The organism is Mesorhizobium sp. P160187, from assembly GCF_057766425.1.
Genome location: NZ_JBYMDX010000005.1, coordinates 199,434 through 218,117 on the forward strand (window position 1 = coordinate 199,434; position 18,684 = coordinate 218,117).

An 18,684-nucleotide genomic window follows, 5' to 3' on the forward strand; every position below is an offset into this window, starting at 1 on the left:
GCGCCTTTATACAGGCATACGAGCCTGCGGGCTCCTGCAAAGATTTACATGCTCCTGCAACAATTCCTGATCCGTCTGCTGACGATGCTGATCACGCTGTTCGGCGTGGCTGTCGTCGTCTTTGTCGTGATCCGCGTCGCGCCTGGTGACCCGATCGCCATGATGCTGCCCCCCGGTGCGACAGATGCCGACATCGACCGGCTGCGTGCACTCTACGGGCTCGACAAGACCATCGTGCAGCAATTCTTCATCTGGCTGTCCGGCGTCGTCAGGGGCGATTTCGGCACCTCGATTTCGCTCAGGCAAGATGTGCTCAGCCTTGTCTTCAATCGTTTGCCGGCAACGCTGGAACTTGCCATCATCGCGCTCGTCATGGCGGTTGGGCTCGGCGGCACGACGGCGATCCTCGGAGCCCGCGAGCGCGGCACGGCGGCCGAAGCCGGCATCGATATCGCCAGCGGCGCCGCCCTTTCCATTCCCGATTTCCTGTGGGGCCTCGTGCTGATCCTTTTGTTTGGCGTGCTGGTGCCGATCTTCGATATCTCCGGCCGCGTGTCGCCGCAGCTCGATCTGCCCTTCGTCACCCAGTTCTATTTCTTCGAGAGCTTGCTTCGGCTGCACTTCGACCTGACCTGGGATCTGCTGAAACACATACTGATGCCGGCAGTAGCCTTGGCATTGCCGCTGGCGGCAATCATCGCGCAGTTGCTGAAACAGTCGCTGAAGGAAGTGCTTGACCTCGACTATGTCGTGCTGGCCCGGGTGAAGGGGTTTTCGGAAACGCAGGTTATCCTGCGCGAGGCGCTGAAGAACGCTGCCTTGCCGACACTGACTCTCGTGGGCGTCCAGTTCACCTTCCTTGTCGGCGGCACGGTCATCGTCGAGCGGCTGTTTTCCTACGAAGGGCTCGGTAACATGGCGATCGATGCCGTCATCAACCGCGACCTGCCGCTGATCCAAGGCATCGTGCTGGTGTTCGCGCTGCTGTTCGTGCTGATCAATCTTGGCGTCGACATGATGTACGCGCTGCTCAATCCGAGGCTGCGCCATGGATGAGGCACGCATCGCCGGGCGCGGACTGGGCCCGAGGCTGTGGCTGGCCGGCGGCTGGCTGCTGCTGGCGCTGCTGGCCGCGATCTTCGCGCCGCTGGTCGCACCGCAGGACCCGCTGGCGCAAGACCTGATGCTGGAACGGCTGCCGCCATTCTGGATGAGTGGTGCGGAATCCGGCTATTGGCTGGGCACCGACAGCCTCGGCCGCGATCTCCTCTCCCGGCTGATCTTCGGCGGCCGTATCGCCTTCATCGTCGCTTTCGCGGCGGCGATCGCCGCCTGCCTTGTCGGCTCAACGCTCGGACTGGTCGCCGGCTATTTCGGCGGCTGGGCCGACCGCATCATTTCACGCATCGTCGATGTCTGGATGGCATTCCCGCCGGTGCTGTTCGCCATCCTGCTGGTCGCGGTGCTCGGCACCGGCCTCAGTTCCGTCATCCTCGCCATCGTCATAATCGACTGGACGCGCTTTTGCCGGGTGATCCGCGCCGAAGCGATGGGCCAGTCGCGCATGGACTATGTCGAGAACGCCCGCATCGCCGGCTATGGCCGCATCGGCATCATGCTGCGCGAGGTGCTGCCCAATGTGGTGCCGTCGATCGTGGCACTGCTGTCGCTGGAGATGGGCATCGCCGTCATCGTGGAGGCCATCCTGTCCTTCGTCAATCTGTCGATCTCGACCGACGATCCGACCTGGGGCGGCATCATCGCCGAGGGCCGGCTGTCGATCCATCAGGCCTGGTGGGTGCTGGTGTTTCCGCTTGTCACGCTGATCCTCACCGTGCTGTCGTTCAGCCAGTTCGGTGAGGCGCTGAAGACACGCTTCGATCCGGTGCTGCGATGAGCGCTTGCCTGGATATTGCCAATCTGAGCGCCGTGCTGCCGAACGGCCAGCGCGTGCTGCGCTCGGTGTCGCTCTCCGTGCAGCCGGGTGAGGTGCGTGCTCTTGTTGGCGAGAGCGGCGCCGGCAAGACGATGATCGGCAAGGCGGTGCTCGGTGTGCTGCCGTCAAGCGTGCGCATCGTCGAAGGCGCCATGCAGCTCGAAGGCGAAGACCTCGGCAGGCTGCAGCCCAAGGCAAGGCGCACGCTGATCGGCGCTCGCACGGCGCTGATCCCGCAAGATCCGTTGACTGCGCTCAACCCGTCGCGCCGCATCGGTCCGCAGATGACTGACCGGCTGGTGCGCATTCTCGGCTGGAACGGTGACAAGGCGGACAAGCGTATCCGGCAATTGCTGGATGAGGTGCAGATCCGCGATCCCGACCGGGTGCTGAAATGCTATCCGCACGAGCTGTCCGGCGGCATGCGCCAGCGCGTGCTGATCGCCGCCGCCTTCGCCGCCGAGCCACGGCTGATCGTGGCCGACGAGCCGACAACCGCGCTCGACGTTACCGTGCAAAAGCAGATCCTTCGACTGATCGCCGAGCTGCAGCGCGAGCATGGCACCGCGATCCTGTTCGTCACCCACGATCTCGGCGTCGTTGCAAAGATCAGCCAGCAAGTGTCTGTGCTCTACGCCGGCAAGGTGGTGGAAGAGGCTGACACAGCCGCTCTCTTCGCCGCGCCTGAGCATCCCTATACGCGGGCATTGATGGCCGCTACGCCGCGCTACACGGATCCCTTTGCCTCGCTGAAGCCGGTGGATGAGACGGTGCTGGCAGGACTCGCTGCGGAGATCGCCGCCTCCGACCAGGCGTGGAGAGGGCCGCATGGTTGAGCCGCTGTTTTCCGTGCGCGGGCTGAAGGTGGCGCTAGCCGACATGACCCGCAAGCCGCTGATCGGGCGCGCGCCGCTGGCCGAGATTTTGAGAGGCCTGGATTTCGATTTGCCGAGGGGCTTGGTGACCGGCATCGTCGGTGAATCCGGGTCCGGAAAATCGACGCTCGGCCGCACGCTTGTCAGACTTCTGGAGCCGAGCGTCGGCAGCATCCATTTCGAGGGCCGCGATATCGCCCATCTGCCGGATGCCGAGCTGCGACCTCTGCGCCGCCACCTGCAGATGATCTTCCAGGATCCGATGTCGTCGCTCAACCCGCGTCGCACCATCGCCGGCATCATTGCCGCGCCGCTCAAGCAGAATGGGCTTGGCGACAGGCTCAAGGAACGCGTCGCCGAGGCATTGCATCGCGTCGGCCTGCCGCAAAGCTTCGCTAGTCGCTATCGTCATGAACTGTCGGGCGGGCAGCGCCAGCGCGTCGGAATTGCGCGCGCGTTGGCGCTTTCGCCGAAATTCGTGCTGGCCGACGAGATCGTCTCCGGCCTCGACGTATCGACGCAGGCGCAGATCCTCACCCTTTTGGAGAGACTGGCCGCGGAGATGGGGCTGACGGTCGCCTTCATCAGCCACGACCTGTCGGTCATCCGGCGGCTGTGCCAACAAGTGATCGTGATGCGCGAGGGCATGATCGTCGAGGCGAGCGCCACCGATGCGCTGTTCGACAATCCCAGGGAGACCTACACGCGCGACCTGCTTGCCGCCATCCCACTGCCTGAGATCGACGCGGACTGGTTGCGGCCAGCAACGAAAGCGCCGGCATAGGACTGTTCACCCCCACGCCGAACAGCGGGCTTCGGACGTGCATGATGGGCAAACCAGCTCGCGAACGGAGGGTGACATGAATTATGCAACCGGCGCCACAATGCTTGCCGCGATCCTGTTCTGCTCGATGGGAACGGCTTCGGCCGATGCGATCCCCGGCATGCGCGGCCACGACCACACCGGCATCACGGTGCCCGACATGAAGCAAGCAGTCGACTTCTTCACCGAAGTCGTCGGCTGCAAGAAGGCGATGTCGTTCGGTCCGTTCGCCGATGACAAGGGCACCTTCATGCAGGATCTTCTGGGCGTCGATCCGAAGGCTGTCATCGAGCAGGTCACCATGGTGCGTTGCGGTTATGGATCGAACATCGAGCTGTTCAAGTACACCGCGCCTGACCAGAAGGATTTGACTCCGAAGAACAGCGATATCGGCGGCTTCCACATTGCCATGTATGTCGATGATGTCGCCGCGGCGAAAGCCTATCTCGACGGCAAGGGGGTGAAGACGCGGATGGGTCCGCTGCCGGTCAAGGAAGGTCCGGCGGCCGGCCAGACCATTCTCTATTTCCAGGCGCCATGGGGATTGCAACTGGAGGCGATCAGCTATCCCGATGGGATGGCCTATGAGAAGGGTGCCGAGACTGTGCTGTGGAGCCCGAAGAACCCGGAGAAGTGATTTCCAGAGCGCGCTTGCGGGGCCAGCCCGCAGGCGCGCCACCCGTGTCCAGCAATCGTTCCAACATGAAACTTTAAGCTTGAAATATTTTATCTCCGGCGCGATACTTGATATGCAGCAAGCGAAGAGGAGATCGCACGGATGAAGGTTGCGGTTCTCGGTGGCGGACCAGCCGGCCTCTACTTTGCCATTTCAATGAAGCTGCGGGACGCCGCCCACGAGATCACGGTGTTCGAGCGCAATCGCGCCGACGATACGTTCGGCTGGGGCGTCGTGCTGTCGGCCGAAACACTCGACAACCTTGCCAAAAACGACCCGGTCAGCGCTGTCTGGATCAAGAAGCATTTCGCCTATTGGGACGACATCGCCGTCATCCATGACGGCGTGCGCACGGTCTCGTCGGGCCACGGTTTCTGTGGCATCGGCCGCAAGCGGCTTCTGGTCCTGCTGCAGCGACGCGCGCGCGAACTTGGCGTGAGGCTGATGTTCGAGAGCGATATCGCCGACCCTCAGCCCTATATGGAGACGCATGATCTGGTCGTCGCCGCCGATGGGCTGAACTCAAGGGCGCGCAACACCTTCGTCGAAGTCTTCAAGCCCGACATCGACACCCGCAAATGCAAATTCGTCTGGCTCGGCACCAACCAGAAATTCGACGACGCCTTCACCTTCATCTTCGAGAAGACCGAGCATGGCTGGGTGTGGGCGCACGCCTATCAATTCGACAGCGAGACAGCGACCTTCATTGTCGAGTGCAGCGAACAGACCTGGGCTGCCTTCGGCTTCGGCGCCATGTCGCAGCAGGAATCCATCGCCGTCTGCGAGCGCATTTTTGACAAACATCTCGGCGGCCACGCGCTGATGACCAATGCCAATCACATCAGAGGTTCGGCCTGGATCAATTTCCCGCGCGTGCTGTGCGAACGCTGGTCCTACAAGAACCTGGCGCTGATGGGCGACGCGGCGGCCTCGGCACATTTCTCGATCGGCTCCGGCACCAAGCTCGCATTGGAAAGCGCGGTGGCGCTGGCCGAATATGTCAAAACCGAACCGGACCTCGACGCCGCCTTCCGCAAGTATGAGGATGCGCGCCGCACCGAGGTGCTGAAGCTGCAGTCGGCGGCGCGCAATTCGCTGGAGTGGTTCGAGGAGGTCGAGCGCTATCTCGGCCTCGATCCGGTGCAGTTCAATTATTCGCTGCTGACCCGCTCGCAGCGCATCAGCCACGAGAATTTGCGGCTGCGCGATGCCAAATGGCTTGAAAGCGCCGAGGAATGGTTCCAGCGCCAGGCAGGGGCAGGCGGCAACAGGCAACGCCGGGCACCGATGTTCGCGCCATTCAAGCTGCGCGACATGCAGCTCAACAACCGCATCGTCGTTTCGCCGATGGCGCAGTACAAGGCCGTCGACGGCTGCCCGACCGACTGGCATTTCGCCCACTATGCCGAGCGTGCCAAGGGCGGTGCCGGCCTTGTCTATATCGAGATGACCTGCGTCAGCCCGGAAGGACGCATCACGCCCGGTTGTCCCGGCTTCTATGCGTCCGAACATGAGGTGGCGTGGAAGCGGCTGGTCGATTTCGTCCACACCGAGACCGAGGCTAAAATCTGCGCCCAGATCGGGCATTCCGGGGCCAAGGGCTCGACCCGTGTCGGCTGGGAGGGCACCGACGTGCCGCTCGCCTCGGGCAATTGGCCGGTCATGGCGGCCTCGGCGATTGCATGGTCACCTGAGAATCAGGTGCCGAAAGCCATGGACCGTGCTGACATGGACAAGGTGCGCGACGAGTTCGTGACCGCCACCCAGATGGCCGATCGCTGCGGCTTCGACATGCTGGAGATCCATGCCGCGCACGGCTATCTGCTGTCGTCCTTCATCACGCCGGTCACCAACCGGCGCACGGATGAGTATGGCGGTTCGCTGGAAAATCGCATGCGCTATCCCCTGGAAATCTTCCATGCGGTGCGTGCCGCCTGGCCGGCGCGAAAGCCGATCTCGGTGCGCATTTCGGCCAATGACTGGGTCGGCATCGAGGGTGTGACGCCGGCCGATGCGGTGGAGATCGCGCGGATGCTGCATTTGGAAGGCGTCGACATATGCGACGTCTCGGCGGGCCAAACCTCGATTGCCGCCAAGCCTGTCTATGGCCGCATGTTCCAGACGCCGTTCTCGGACCGCATCCGCAACGAGGTCGGCATGGCGACGATGGCGGTTGGCAACATCTACGAGCCTGACCATGTCAATTCGATCCTGATGGCTGGCCGCGCCGACCTGGTGGCACTGGCACGGCCGCATCTCGCCGATCCCTACTGGACGCTGCATGCGGCAGTGACGCTCGGCGACCGTGGCGTCAAATGGCCGGATCCCTATCTGCCCGGACGCGACCAGATCTACCGGCTGGCCGAGCGCGATGCGGCGGCGGGGCTGAAAGTATGACGACGGCCTCGGCGATTTCAGGCAAACATGCGCTGGTCACCGGCGGCGGTTCCGGCGTCGGTCGGGCCATCGCACTCGCGCTGGCCGAGGCCGGCATCGAGGTGACCATATGCGGACGGCGCGACGCCGAGCTTGCCAAGGTGGCAGGCGAGAACGGCCGCGTTCACGCCATGCCGGCCGATGTTACCAACGAGGCGGCGATGACATCGCTCTACGCGCAGGCGGAAGCCTTGCGCGGCCCGTTCGACATCGTCGTCGCCAATGCCGGCATGGCCGGCAGCACGCCGGCGCACAGGACCACGCTTGCCGACTGGCAGCGGACGCTCGACGTTAATTTGACCGGCGCCTTCCTGACGGTGAAGCCGGCGCTGGCCGGCATGGCCGCGCGCAAGGCAGGCCGGATCGTCTTCGTTGCGTCCACCGCGGGACTGAAAGGCTACGCCTATGTCGCGCCCTATGTGGCGGCCAAGCACGGCGTGGTCGGGCTGATGCGGGCGCTGGCGGCCGAGACGGCGAAATCCGGCGTCACCGTCAACGCCGTGTGCCCCGGGTTTGTCGAGACCGACATGCTGGAGGCATCCGTCCAGCGCATTGTCGAAAAGACCGGCCGCTCGGCTGGCGAGGCGAGGGCGAGCCTTGCCTCGACCAACCCGCAAGGCCGCTTCATCCAGCCGCAAGAAGTTGCCGCGGCGGTGCTTTGGCTGTGCGGCGATGCGGCGGCGTCGATCACCGGACAAGCAATTTCGATCTCAGGAGGCGAAACATGGTAGCCGGCCCATTGCCCGTACCGTCGGGGCCTGGCAAGGACCGGCTGCGTCTTTGGATCAGGCTGCTGCGTGCCTCGCGCACGATTGAGGCCGAACTGCGCGAGCGCCTGAAGAAAGAATTCGATACGACGCTGCCGCGTTTCGACGTCATGGCCGCCCTCTACCGCGCGCCGGAAGGCATGCTGATGAGCGATCTGTCGCGCTTCCTGCTGGTATCCAACGGCAATGTCACCGGCATTGTCGACCGACTGGTTTCGGAAGGCTTGGTCGCGCGCGCGCGCCGCAATGGCGATCGCCGCACATCCATGGTGCGACTGACCGACGAGGGTTCCAAATCTTTTGCCGCAATGGCCGCGGCGCATGAGGGTTGGATCGGAGAATTGCTGGCCAAGGTCAGCGAGGAGGATGCGCGTCGGCTGACCGGCATGCTGACCTCGTTCCGCAGCAACTGGGAGGGACGCGAATGACTGCGATGGCCGGCCTCAAGCCGAAGCACTTCCTGTGGGAGGTCGAAGGCAGGATCGCCAGGGTGCGGTTAGACCGGCCGGAGCGCAAGAATCCACTGACCTTCGACAGCTATGCCGAACTGCGCGACACATTCCGCGACCTCGTCTATGCCGACGACGTCGACGCCGTGGTGTTTCTGTCCAATGGCGGCAATTTCTGCTCGGGCGGCGATGTCCACGACATTATCGGCCCATTGGTCAAGATGGACATGAAGGAGTTGCTTGCCTTCACCCGCATGACCGGCGATTTCGTCAAGGCGATGCTCAACTGCGGCAAGCCGATCATCGCGGCGATCGACGGTGTCGCGGTCGGCGCCGGCGCCATCATCGCCATGAGCGCCGACATCCGCATCGCCACGCCGGAGGCCAAGACCGCCTTCCTGTTCACCCGCGTTGGCCTTGCCGGCTGCGACATGGGCGCCTGCGCGATTCTGCCGCGCATCATCGGCCAGGGCCGTGCCGCCGAATTGCTCTACACCGGCCGCACGATGACGGCTGCGGAAGGCGAGCGCTGGGGCTTCTACAACAGGCTGGTCGATGCGGCGGCGCTCGAGGCCGACGCGCTCGAGATGGCGGCGCGCATCGTCTCCGGCCCGACCTTCGCGCACGGCATCACCAAGACGCAGTTGAACCAGGAATGGTCGATGGGCCTCGACCAGGCGATCGAAGCGGAAGCGCAGGCGCAGGCGATCTGCATGCAGACGCGTGACTTCGAGCGCGCCTACAAGGCCTTCGTCGCCAAGAAAAAACCGGTGTTCGAGGGCAATTGATGGCTGACAGGAGTTTCCTCAACTGGCCGTTCTTTGAAGATCGCCACCGCGAATTGGCCGAAAGGCTGGAAGCATGGTGCGCCAGGAACCTGCCGGTCGATCACCATGACGTCGATGCCGCCTGCCGCGAGCTGGTGGCCAAGCTTGGCCGCGACGGCTGGTTGAAGCCGACGGCGCTTGATACGGACAATCCGGGACCGCTCGATGTCCGCACTTTGTGCATCATGCGCGAGACGCTAGCGCGCCATGACGGGTTGGCCGACTTTGCCTTCGCCATGCAGGGGCTCGGCACCGGCGCGCTCAGCCTGTTCGGCACGCCTGACCAGCAGCAATGGCTGGCAAAGACCACGGCCGGCAAGGCGATCTCGGCCTTCGCGCTTTCGGAGCCACGCTCCGGGTCGGATGTCGCCAACACCGAAATGACGGCGATCCGCGATGGCGACTTCTATATCCTCAGCGGCGAGAAGACCTGGATTTCCAATGGCGGCATCGCCGATCTCTACGTCGTCTTTGCCCGCACCGGCGAGGCGCCGGGCGCCAAGGGACTTTCCGCCTTTCTCGTACCCGCCGACGCCAAGGGGCTTGGCATCGCCGAGCGCCTTGAGGTGATCGCTCCGCATCCGCTGGCGCGGCTTTCCTTCGATCAGGTGCGGGTGCCGGCTTCGGCGCTGATCGGCAAACCGGGAGACGGCTTCCGCATCGCCATGTCGGTGCTTGACGTGTTCCGCTCGACGGTCGGCGCGGCGGCACTCGGCTTTGCCCGCCGGGCGCTGGACGAAAGCATCAGCAGGGTGGCCGAGCGCAAACTTTTCGGCGCTCCGATGGCAGAGCTGCAGATGGTGCAAGGCCATATCGCCGACATGGCGCTGGACATCGATGCCGCAGCGCTGCTGGTCTACCGCGCTGCCTGGACCAAGGACATGGGCGCGGCTCGTGTCACCCGCGAGGCGGCGATGGCCAAGCTGTTCGCCACCGACAAGGCGCAAGAGGTGATCGACAAGGCTGTGCAGCTGCATGGGGGGGACGGCGTCCGCAAGGGCCATATCGTCGAGAGCCTCTATCGCGAGATCCGCGCGCTACGCATCTACGAGGGCGCATCCGATGTGCAGAAGGTGGTGATCGCACGGCAGGTGATGGGTGCGGCCTGACGGCGATGTATTTGATTTGAGATTGATCTTTAAGAATACCGGGGAGGCTTGAAAATGCACGAGATCCTGCAGCCGGAGGGCTGGGCGAAACCGGTCGGCTACGCCAACGGCATTGCTGCGCGCGGCAGGCTCGTCTTCGTGGGCGGACAGGTCGGCTGGAACGGGCAGTGCCAGTTCGAGACCGACGATTTCGCCGGCCAGGTGCGGCAGACGCTGCAAAACATCGTCGCCGTGCTGGCGGAAGCCGGCGCGGAGCCACGGCACATCACCGCGATGACCTGGTATTTCACCGACAAGGCCGAATATCTCGGCAACCTCAAGGGGATCGGCGAGGCCTATCGCGAGGTGATCGGCCGACATTTTCCGGCGATGGCCGCCATGCAGGTGGTGGCGCTGGTGGAAGATCGCGCCAAGATCGAGATTCAGGCCACCGCCGTCATTCCGGAATAATCAGCCGCGCAGCCCCGCCTGCCTGAGCAGCGGCAGCACATGGTCGCAGAAATAGGGCAGTTCCCTGGTGTAGTTGACGAACGACAGCGCGATGCCCTGGTAGCCATGCCCGGCAATGGCAGCCATCTCGGCGGCGATCGTCTCCGGCGTTCCAACCAGCGGGTAGGTGCCGGCGCCGCCGGCGAAACGCTGCCGGTAGCGGTCATAGGCATGCGGGTCATGCGACTGCGAGAACTCCTTCTTGCCGGCCATATGGGCATCGACCGCATCGTGGTCGGCCAGATCGACGGCATAGCGCGTGTAGTAGGCCTGCGCCTCTTCCATGGTTGGTCGGCAGACGACATGCGCCACCGTGTAGACGCCGACATTGCGGCCAACCTTGTCGGCCCGCTCGCTGATGTCGGCGACATGCTTGCCGGCATCGCCCATTTCCGAAAAGGTGGTGAACAGATAATCGCATCGGGCGGCGGCGAAATCGCGGCCCGGGCCACCGAAAGCCGCGTTCATGGTCACCGGGCGTGGAACCTGCAGGCTCGCCGGCCGGCTGACCGCTTCCTTCAGCCGATAGTAGGGGCCTTCATAGTCCAGAGGCTGGTCCGAGGCGTAAAGCTTTTCCAGGATTTCGATCCATTCGGCGGCCTGGTCGTAGCCCTTTTCGACCAAAGGCGTGCCGAACATGCCGAATTCCTTCGGGTTCCAACCGCAGACGATGTTGAGACCGGCGCGGCCATGGCTGATATGGTCGACAGTTGCCAGCGCCTTGGCGGCATAGAGCGGATGCACCAGCGGCACATGCACGGTCATGAACAGGCCGATCTGCTCGGTGGCCACCGCCAGCGCTGCCGCCCAGGTGAAGGTCTCGAACGACCATTCGCGCACCTTGTTGCGGCCGCCAAAGCCACGCCAGCGCGCGATCGGCAGCATAAATTCCAGCCCGGCGCGGTCGGCGGTCTGCGCCGCCGTCAGATTGTCCTGCCAGCTTGCCGTCCAGCGTTCCGGCACATCGGTGATGGCCAGACCGCCATCGGCATTGGTCGAAAAGACGCCGAGCTTCAGTTTGTTCGAGCCGTGCAGGGGATGCGTTTTGATCATCATGGGAACTCGTGGCGGGAGACCGACACGCTAGGCCCGCGCAAAAATATTTCAAGCCTGAAATAGCTTCGCCTCGCCGCCGATTGCGGATATCAATTTGGAGGGGAAAAGGGGATGGATATGAGCGCGTTCCGTCAGAAGTGCATCGGCAAGACCAATCTCGTCGGCTCCTTCGCCGCTATTCCCCATCCCGTCGCCGTCGAAGTGATGGCGCTCACCGGCCTCGACTTCGTCTGCATCGACTGGGAACATACCCAGATCGCGCGCGACACGATCGAAACCATGGTGCGCGCGGCCGACGTGCATCGCGTGCCGGCCATGGTGCGTGTTCCCGGTCATGCGCCGGAAGCTATCCAGGCGGCGCTCGACAGCGGCGCACAAGGCGTGCTCGTGCCGCGCGTCTCGACCGCTGCTCAGGCCGAGGCGGCGGTGAAAGCCTCGCGCTATCCGCCGCTGGGCGAGCGCGGCGTCGGGCCTGGCCGCGCGGCCGGCTATGGCTATCGCATTCCCGAATATCTGGCCGCGGCCAATGACAGGGTGGTCGTCGCGGTCCAGGTCGAGACATCGGAGGGGCTGGCCAACATCGAGGCGATCGCGGCCATAGACGGCATCGATGTGGTCTTCGTCGGCCCCGGCGATCTCTCCGTGTCGATCGATGCGATCGGGCCCAAAGGCGTGGACAAGCTCAATGAGGCGATCACAAGGATCATCCGCGCGACCGTCGCGCATGGCAGGACATCGGGTATATTTTGCGCCAGCCCACAGACGATCAGCCAGTGGGCCGCTATCGGCGCGAGCTTCTTCGTGCTGGCCAGCGATACGATGTTTCTTGGCGCCGGCGCTGCGGCCAACTGCACCGCTGCGCGCGCCGAGCTGCGGCAGACGGGCGGGATCGGGCAAAAACTTTTTAAGCTTAAAACTTTTTCCTTGAAAAGCGCAGCACATTGGATAGCATCCAAACTCGATGGCGACTGTCGTGCCGGTGGGGCTTGCCGGGCAGTCCGTCGCGGTGCTCCGGGTGGGAGGGGTTTCAGTCCTTGTCGTTCATACTGCCCCAGTCATCGTCCAGCGCGCGTTATGCTTTCGACGGCGTACGTGCCCAGATCCGTGACCTGCACACCGAAAACATTGCCAACCTTGCCGTGCGCGCCCGAGAACTGGGCGACGTGATCGCGCTCTGGTACGGCGAAGGCGACATGGTGACGCCCGCTTTCATCCGCGACGCGGCGAAGGCCGCCTTCGATGAAGGCCAGACGTTCTACGTCCCTAACATGCGTGGGCACCCCCTACTGAACGAGGCGCTGTCGGAATACCAAACGCGCATTCACGGCCGGACGATCCCGATTGCGCGCACCACGGTCACGCCCGGCGGCATGCAGGCGCTGTACCTGGCGCTGGAACTGCTGGTCGATACCGGCAGCAACGTCGTCTATGTCGCGCCGCAATGGCCCAACATCCACAACGCCATCCATCTGATCGGCGGCGAGCCAAGGCCGTTTTCGCTCGACTTCAAGGGCGACTGGCATCTCGATCTCGACCGGCTGTTCGCCACTTGCGATGCGCGCACACGCGCGATCTTCCTGTCGACGCCGTCCAACCCGACCGGCTGGACCGCGTCGCGCGAGGAGATGCAGGCGCTGCTCGACTTCAGCCGGCGCACCGGCATCTGGATCATCTCCGACGAGGTCTATGGCCGGCTCTATTTCGACGGCAATGTTGCTCCTTCCATCCTGCAGATCGCCGAGGATGGCGACCGGGTGCTGTCGGTCAACAGTTTTTCGAAGGCGTGGGCGATGACCGGCTGGCGCATCGGCTGGCTGACGCATCCGTCGGGGGTGGCCGACCAGCTTGGCGCCATGACGCAGTACATCAACAGCGGCACCGCCGCGCCTATCCAGGCAGGCGCTGTCGCCGCCATCCGCCAAGGCGAGCCGCTGGTCGAGGAGATCAGGCAGCGGATCAAAACCGGCCTCGACCTTGCCTATGACAGGCTGGCCCAGATTCCCGGCATCATCCTGCCGACGAAACCGCGCGGAGGCATGTATGCCTTCTTTGCCATGGACGGCGAAAGCGACGCCCGGCAGGCCTGCGCCAGGATACTGGAGACGGCGCGCGTCGGGCTGGCTCCCGGCCACCTCTTTGGAAATTCGGCAGCGGCCTTCCTGCGGATGTGCGTGTGCCGTGAACGCGACCAGATAGCGACCGCGCTCGAGCGCATGGTCGCCGCCATAAATTGACGCCCCGCTGGGAGGTGGGACGGCAACAAACCGTGCGGGAGCAACCCGCCCGATCACAACCAGAGGGAACACAAAATGAGCTTCACTCGTCGCAACCTGCTTCTTCTCGCCGCCACGATCGGCATCGCTGCCGGCCCGGCCACCGCCTTTGCCGCCGATGTGCTCAATGTCGGCGCCTACCCGACCAATCCGCCCTTCGAATACAAGAACGAGAGCGGCACGTTCGAGGGCTTTGAAGTCGACATCGTCAACGAAGCGGCCAAGCGTGCCGGCATGACCACCGACATTGCCGACCTCGGCTTCCAGGCGCTGTTCGCGGCTGTCAGTTCCAACCGCATCGATGTCGCGATCTCCTCCATCACCATCACGCCGGAGCGACTGAAAACGCTGTCCTTCACCCAGCCCTATTATGACTCCGACATGGGCATTGCGACGAAGACCGATAGCGCTGTTAACACCGAGGCCGACCTCAAGGGCAAGATCGTCGGCGTGCTTTCAGGCTCGACCGGCGAGACCTGGGTCAAGGCGCATCAGGAGGCTGACGGCTACAGCGACGTGAAGGGCTATGACACGCAGCAGAATCTTCTGCTCGACCTCAGCGCGGGCCGCGTGGACGCCGCCGTCAGCGATATTCCGGGCATGGAATACTCCTTCACCAAGATGAAGGACCTGAAGGTCAAGCAGCGCATCAAGACCGGCGAACAGTACGGCCTGATGATGAGCAAGGACCATCCGCTGCTCGGCAAGCTGAACGACGCGCTGACCGCGATGAAGAAGGACGGAACGCTGGCCGCGATCCACAAGAAGTGGTTCGGCAGCGACGCGCCAGCCGATTCCTCGACGGTCAAGGAAATGCCGCTGCCCAAGGCCTGACCGGCAATGCACTTAAATCGTGCCGGCTCCCAGGCCGGCACGATTCATTTCACGCTCCGGCGCCTGCTGCCACACGGATAGCCTCATCGGAGGCAAGGTCGATTGGTTTTAACTTGAGCATCCTTTGCTCTGGGGTTCGGGAACGCTCCCATGTCGCTGATCGACACCTTCTTCAATCCTGACGTGATAATGTCCAGCCTGCCGGCGCTGTTGCGTGGCTTCCTGAACACGCTGCTGCTCGGCATTTTGAGTATCGGCATCGGCATTCCCATCGGCCTGGGGATCAGCCTGTTGCGGCTCTATGCGCCGAAGCCGCTGCGCTGGCTGGCGGTCGGCTACACCGACATCTTCCGCGCCCTGCCGGTGCTGGTGGTGCTGATCCTGATCTATTATGCGCTGCCCTTCCTCGGCATCCGTCTGTCGTCCTGGGCCTCCGCCGTGACGGCGTTCGCCATCATCATGTCGGCCTATTCAGCAGAAGTGTTCCGCTCCGGCATTGAGAGCATTCCGAAAGGCCAATTCGAGGCAGCACAGGCGCTCGGCCTGCCTTTCCTTTTGACCTTGCGCAAGGTGGTGCTGCCGCAGGCGATCCGCGTCGTCATCCCGCCGATGACCAGCAATTGCGTCTCGATGTTCAAGGACACGTCGCTCGCTTCCACCGTTGCGCTGCCTGAACTGTTGAAGGAAGCGACCAACGCGCAGTCGCTCTATGCCAATCCCTCGCCGCTGATCGGCGCCGCTTTGGTCTATCTCATCTTCCTCTGGCCGATGGTCCGCCTCGTCAGCCTGCTCGAAGACCGCTTCAAGACCGAGAAGACGCGCTGACCTCATCAACCGTCCCGCTTCCCAAGCCATTCGCAGGAGATACAGTTGAGCAATTCCCAAGCCGCCGGCGGCTTTCCGGTCGACACCATCCGCGCCATGTTTCCGGCCTTGCAGCGCGCCGGTGATTTCATCTTCATGGACAACGCCGCCGGCGCGCAGATCCCGCAGAGCGTGCTCGACGCGGTGACCAATCACCTGGTCTCGCACAATGTGCAGCGTGGTGGTCGCTATGGGCGCTCGGTCACGGTCGACCAATCGGTTGCGGATGCTCGGACGAGCGTGGCCTTGCTGATCAACGCCTACAGTCCGTCGGAAATCTGCTTCGGCATGAACGCCACCTCGTTCATTCGCCTGGTCAGCCTCGGCATCGGCCAGATGCTGGCCAAGGACACAGAGCGCGACGAGATCGTCATCACCGATATGGACCACGACGCCAACATCGCCACGTGGCTGGCGCTGGAGCCCGCCGGAGCCAAGTTCAAATGGTGGCGCATGCGCGAGGACGGCAACCTGCATGTCGACGACCTCAAGCCGCTGGTTTCCGATCGCACCCGTCTCGTCGCCTGCACGGTGACCGCGCATTCGATCGGCTCGATCGTCGAAGTCGCTTCGGTGGCCGCGATCGCGCATGCGGCCGGCGCCGAAGTGTTCCTTGACTGCGTGCATTACGGACCGCACGGGCTGATCGACGTGCAGGCCTGGGACTGTGATTATCTCGTCTGCTCCGGCTACAAGAATTTCTCGCCGCATATGGGCTTTCTGTGGGGCCGCTTCGAAACGCTGAAGCGGCTGCCGACCTTCCGCGAGGATTTCATCCCCGACGAGCCGCCTTACAAGGTCGAGGCAGGCACCTTCATCTACGAGAACGTCTCGGGCATGGATGCCGCAGTGCAGTACCTGGAACTGATCGGCCGCAATCTGGCGCCCTCCAACAACCGCTCGCGGCGCGACAACATCGTTGCCGGCATGGGCGCCATCCGCGATTACGAAGTGCTCCTGGCGCGTGAGATGCTCGCCGTGCTCAAGGGATGCAATGCCACGATCTACGGCGTCGCCGAGGAAGCCCGCATCAACGAACGCGTGCCGACATTCTGCTTCAACATCGGCAAGCTGTCGCCGCAGCGGATCGTCGAGGAAATGGCTGACATGCAGATCGGCATCCGCGACGGCCATATGTATGCGCCCCGGCTGATGAAGCGTCTCAACCTGTCGATGGACAGCGGCGCCATCCGCGCCTCGCTGGTCCATTACAACACGGTCGACGAGGTCAGGCGTTTCGGCGAGGCACTGCGCGCCGTCATCGCAAGGCTGTCGTAGCTGGTCCTTAAACCTCTCCGGCGCGGAACATCGGCCCGCCCTTGTGGGCCGGGAAGCCATAGCCGTTGATCATCACCAGATCGATGTCGGAGGCACGCGCCGCGATGCCTTCGGCGAGTAATGCCTTGCCCTCGTCGGCCATTGCCGCCAGCAAGCGCGTGACGATCTCATCGGGCGAAAAGCGGCGCGGCACGATGTCCTTGGCCGCCCGAACGGCCTCGATCAGCGCGGCCACTTGCGGGTCGCTCCTGCGCTCGCCGTCGGAATAATCGTACCAGCCGCGCCCGGTCTTGCGGCCGAAGCGGCCGGCCTCGCACAGCCGGTCGGCGATCTCGACATAACGTGCTTGCGGATCGCGCATCGCCGCCTGTCGCTTGCGCCGCGCCCAGGCTATCTCCAGCCCAGCCATGTCGTTGACCGCGAAGATCCCCATCGGGAAGCCCCAGGCCTCCAGCGCGGCATCCACCTCTTCCGGTGCTGCGCCATCCTCCACCATGAACTCCGCCTCGCGGCGGTAGGCCGAATAGAGGCGGTTGCCGATGAAACCCTCGGTAACGCCGCACACGACAGGCAGCTTGCCGAGCTTCCTGACGAACGCGATAGCCGAGGCGAGCACATCGGGCGCCGTCGCCGCGCAATCCACCACTTCGGTGAGCCGCATGACGTTGGCCGGGGAGAAAAAATGCAGGCCGGCGATCCGTTCGGGCCGGGCGGTTGCCGAGGCGATCTCGTCGGGGTTGAGGTAGCTGGTGTTGGTCGCCAGTATGGCGTCGGGGCGGACGATACGATCAAGCTTCCGGAAGAGTTCGGTTTTTACCGCGAGATCGTCGAACACTGCCTCGATGACCAGATCGGCCTGCACCAGCCTGCCGGCGTCACTGGCCGCTTCAAACCGGCTCAGCGCCTCCCTGCGGGCATGATCGGTGAGTCGGCCGGATTGGACCGACTTGTCGAGAAGGCCGGCGATCCGCTCGTATCCTTTTGCCGCGGCGTCGTCGTTCTGCTCGATGCCGATTACGCGATAGCCGGCATTCAAGGCCGAGACCGCGATGCCTGCACCCATCAGGCCGGTTCCGACGATACCGACGGTCTCGACCTTGCGAGGCGTGATACCCTCCAGCCTGTCGACTTTGCTGGCTTGCCTCTCGGCAAAGAAGACGTGGCGCAACGCTGCCGCCTCGCGAGAATCCCGGAGGCGCAGGAAGGTCGCGCGTTCGTGCACAAGACCGTCCTCAAGTCTGGCCGTGGACGCGGCCCGGACCAGTCTCACGGCCTCTGCAGGCGCGATCTGTCCACGGCTGCGGGAAAGCACCTTTCTTGCGGCTGCCGCGTCGGCCTCAGGTTGCGAGCGCGGGACGGAAAGCGCACCCGTGCGCCGCAGCGGTTGGCCAACGAGACGGCGGGCGACATCGAGCGCGCCTTCGGGAAGATCGTCCGCAATGGTATCGATCAGACCGAGAGCGAGAGCTTCGTCGGCATTTGCGGGCCGACCCGTGCCGATCAGGTCAATTGCGGCGACCGTGCCGATGAGGCGGGGCAGGCGTTGGGTTCCGCCGGCCCCGGGCACTAACCCGAGCTTGACCTCGGGCAGGCCGAAGCTGGCCGCCTTGCTGGCCACCCGGTAGTGGCAGGCCAGCGCAATCTCGCAGCCGCCGCCGAGCGCCGCGCCGCCTACTGCCGCGACGATCGGTTTGGCGAAGCTCTCCATCGCTTCGATCACGTCAGGCAGTGTGGGCCCGATAGCGGGCTTGCCGAATTCCTTGATATCGGCGCCACCGATGAAGGTGCGCCCAATGGCGGTCAGCACCACGGCAGACACTTCATCCGACGCCGCACGCCCAAGCGCAGCCATCAGTCCGGCCCTGACATGGAGGGACAGCGCGTTGACCGGCGGATTTTCGATCGTGACGATGAGAACGCCATCGACGATCTTGCCTGTGACACTCTCGGAAAATCGTGCTGTGTTCATGGAGTTTTATTCCGGAACAACGG

General features: G+C 63.8%; 17 protein-coding genes and 1 pseudogene. 16 read left to right on the forward strand and 2 right to left on the reverse strand.

Annotation, left to right across the window (positions count from 1 at the left end):
- Window positions 1-48: 48 nt before the first annotated feature.
- The 11 genes from AC3CCE_RS25710 to AC3CCE_RS25760 all read left to right on the forward strand — a co-directional run bounded on the left by AC3CCE_RS25710 (window position 49) and on the right by AC3CCE_RS25760 (window position 10,348).
- A complete protein-coding gene (locus AC3CCE_RS25710) occupies window positions 49-1,056 on the forward strand; it encodes an ABC transporter permease (protein WP_488377220.1) in 1,008 nt (335 codons plus the stop codon).
- A complete protein-coding gene (locus tag AC3CCE_RS25715) occupies window positions 1,049-1,897 on the forward strand; it encodes an ABC transporter permease (protein WP_352625443.1) in 849 nt (282 codons plus the stop codon). Before AC3CCE_RS25710 ends, AC3CCE_RS25715 begins: the two co-directional genes overlap by 8 nt.
- Window positions 1,894-2,772, forward strand: coding sequence for an ABC transporter ATP-binding protein (locus AC3CCE_RS25720; RefSeq protein WP_023686914.1), 879 nt, complete (start codon window positions 1,894-1,896; stop codon window positions 2,770-2,772). The genes AC3CCE_RS25715 and AC3CCE_RS25720 overlap by 4 nt, the downstream gene beginning before the upstream one ends.
- Window positions 2,765-3,595: an ATP-binding cassette domain-containing protein gene (locus AC3CCE_RS25725; RefSeq protein WP_352625445.1), complete on the forward strand. Its 831-nt coding sequence runs from the start codon at window positions 2,765-2,767 to the stop codon at window positions 3,593-3,595. Before AC3CCE_RS25720 ends, AC3CCE_RS25725 begins: the two co-directional genes overlap by 8 nt.
- A 76-nt stretch (window positions 3,596-3,671) precedes the next feature.
- The gene (locus tag AC3CCE_RS25730) at window positions 3,672-4,271 is read left to right on the forward strand and encodes a VOC family protein (protein WP_352625447.1); all 600 of its coding nucleotides are present in this window, start codon (window positions 3,672-3,674) and stop codon (window positions 4,269-4,271) included.
- Between the two features lie 141 nt (window positions 4,272-4,412).
- Window positions 4,413-6,707, forward strand: a complete 2,295-nt coding sequence (locus AC3CCE_RS25735; protein ID WP_352625449.1) for a bifunctional salicylyl-CoA 5-hydroxylase/oxidoreductase — start codon at window positions 4,413-4,415, stop codon at window positions 6,705-6,707.
- On the forward strand, window positions 6,704-7,477 hold the full coding sequence (locus AC3CCE_RS25740; RefSeq protein WP_352625451.1) for an SDR family NAD(P)-dependent oxidoreductase: 774 nt from the start codon (window positions 6,704-6,706) through the stop codon (window positions 7,475-7,477). The genes AC3CCE_RS25735 and AC3CCE_RS25740 overlap by 4 nt, the downstream gene beginning before the upstream one ends.
- On the forward strand, window positions 7,471-7,941 hold the full coding sequence (locus AC3CCE_RS25745) for a MarR family winged helix-turn-helix transcriptional regulator (RefSeq protein WP_023710056.1): 471 nt from the start codon (window positions 7,471-7,473) through the stop codon (window positions 7,939-7,941). The genes AC3CCE_RS25740 and AC3CCE_RS25745 overlap by 7 nt, the downstream gene beginning before the upstream one ends.
- Window positions 7,938-8,750: an enoyl-CoA hydratase family protein gene (locus AC3CCE_RS25750; RefSeq protein ID WP_352625453.1), complete on the forward strand. Its 813-nt coding sequence runs from the start codon at window positions 7,938-7,940 to the stop codon at window positions 8,748-8,750. Before AC3CCE_RS25745 ends, AC3CCE_RS25750 begins: the two co-directional genes overlap by 4 nt.
- A complete protein-coding gene (locus AC3CCE_RS25755) occupies window positions 8,750-9,898 on the forward strand; it encodes an acyl-CoA dehydrogenase family protein (protein ID WP_023699858.1) in 1,149 nt (382 codons plus the stop codon). Before AC3CCE_RS25750 ends, AC3CCE_RS25755 begins: the two co-directional genes overlap by 1 nt.
- A 54-nt stretch (window positions 9,899-9,952) precedes the next feature.
- Window positions 9,953-10,348 (forward strand): RidA family protein, encoded by a 396-nt coding sequence (locus tag AC3CCE_RS25760; RefSeq protein WP_023738338.1) that lies wholly within the window; start codon window positions 9,953-9,955, stop codon window positions 10,346-10,348.
- Here AC3CCE_RS25760 and AC3CCE_RS25765 read toward each other — a convergent pair whose 3' ends face one another.
- Complete coding sequence (locus tag AC3CCE_RS25765; RefSeq protein WP_352596977.1) at window positions 10,349-11,440, reverse strand: LLM class flavin-dependent oxidoreductase; 1,092 nt, start codon at window positions 11,438-11,440, stop codon at window positions 10,349-10,351.
- Between the two features lie 120 nt (window positions 11,441-11,560).
- Between AC3CCE_RS25765 and AC3CCE_RS25770 the strand changes: the two are divergent.
- The 5 genes and pseudogenes from AC3CCE_RS25770 to AC3CCE_RS25790 form a co-directional block, all read left to right on the forward strand.
- Window positions 11,561-12,316 (forward strand): annotated as a pseudogene (locus AC3CCE_RS25770) (HpcH/HpaI aldolase family protein); the annotation flags it as partial.
- Between the two features lie 161 nt (window positions 12,317-12,477).
- Window positions 12,478-13,677 carry a pyridoxal phosphate-dependent aminotransferase gene (locus AC3CCE_RS25775; protein ID WP_023745664.1) on the forward strand — a complete coding sequence of 400 codons (1,200 nt, stop codon included), beginning with the start codon at window positions 12,478-12,480 and terminating at the stop codon, window positions 13,675-13,677.
- A 75-nt stretch (window positions 13,678-13,752) separates the two neighbouring features.
- The gene (locus AC3CCE_RS25780) at window positions 13,753-14,550 is read left to right on the forward strand and encodes an ABC transporter substrate-binding protein (protein WP_023682726.1); all 798 of its coding nucleotides are present in this window, start codon (window positions 13,753-13,755) and stop codon (window positions 14,548-14,550) included.
- A gap of 150 nt (window positions 14,551-14,700) precedes the next feature.
- On the forward strand, window positions 14,701-15,375 hold the full coding sequence (locus AC3CCE_RS25785) for an amino acid ABC transporter permease (protein WP_023667812.1): 675 nt from the start codon (window positions 14,701-14,703) through the stop codon (window positions 15,373-15,375).
- A 45-nt stretch (window positions 15,376-15,420) separates the two neighbouring features.
- On the forward strand, window positions 15,421-16,692 hold the full coding sequence (locus AC3CCE_RS25790) for a cysteine desulfurase-like protein (RefSeq protein ID WP_023740559.1): 1,272 nt from the start codon (window positions 15,421-15,423) through the stop codon (window positions 16,690-16,692).
- Between the two features lie 7 nt (window positions 16,693-16,699).
- Here AC3CCE_RS25790 and AC3CCE_RS25795 read toward each other — a convergent pair whose 3' ends face one another.
- Window positions 16,700-18,661: a 3-hydroxyacyl-CoA dehydrogenase NAD-binding domain-containing protein gene (locus tag AC3CCE_RS25795; protein ID WP_023699851.1), complete on the reverse strand. Its 1,962-nt coding sequence runs from the start codon at window positions 18,659-18,661 to the stop codon at window positions 16,700-16,702.
- Window positions 18,662-18,684 lie beyond the last annotated feature (23 nt).